1 protein-coding gene and 1 pseudogene are annotated in these 533 nt (G+C 44.1%); one reads left to right on the top strand and one right to left on the bottom strand.

Annotated elements, in window-relative coordinates; genetic code table 11:
• Positions 1 to 260, top strand: a 260-nt coding sequence (locus tag R7Q09_RS28095) for a Nif3-like dinuclear metal center hexameric protein (protein WP_318144201.1), incomplete at its 5' end; no start/stop codon positions are given.
• Positions 261 to 341: 81 nt separating this feature from the next.
• Here the strand turns inward: R7Q09_RS28095 and R7Q09_RS28090 are convergent.
• Positions 342 to 533 (bottom strand): annotated as a pseudogene (locus R7Q09_RS28090) (citrate/2-methylcitrate synthase); the annotation flags it as partial.

Genomic DNA, 533 nt, shown 5'->3' with positions numbered 1-533 from the left:
AGAAAATGATCGAAACCGTTGGTTGGTGTACTGGCGGTGGACAAGATTTCATTGAACTTGCGGTTCAGCATGGATTAGATGCATTCATTTCTGGCGAAATTTCGGAGCGAACAACTTACACCGCTCGTGAGATGGACATCCACTATTTTGCTGCGGGTCACCATGCAACAGAGCGTTATGGCATCAAAGCACTTGGTAAGTGGTTAGCCGATGAATACGGTTTAGATGTCGAGTTTGTGGATATTGATAATCCAGTGTAGCGTGTATTTTTATCGTTAAAACTAAAAAGGGTTGAGACTTACATCTCAACCCTTTTGTTTATCTGATAACTCTAGTAACGATTATTCGCGCTCATGAAGCGGCGAAAATTCACGTTGCGTCTCGCCTTTGTAAAGCTGACGTGGGCGACCGATACGGTTTAGTGGGTCGCTGTGCATCTCATTCCAGTGGGCAATCCAACCAATAGTACGAGAAATCGCGAAGATAACCGTAAACATTGATACAGGATACCGATCGCTTTCAGAATGATACCT

The organism is Vibrio sp. 2130-1, assembly GCF_033339515.1.
Note: the sequence above shows the minus strand (reverse complement) of the source record. Positions and strands in the feature narration are given on the sequence as shown.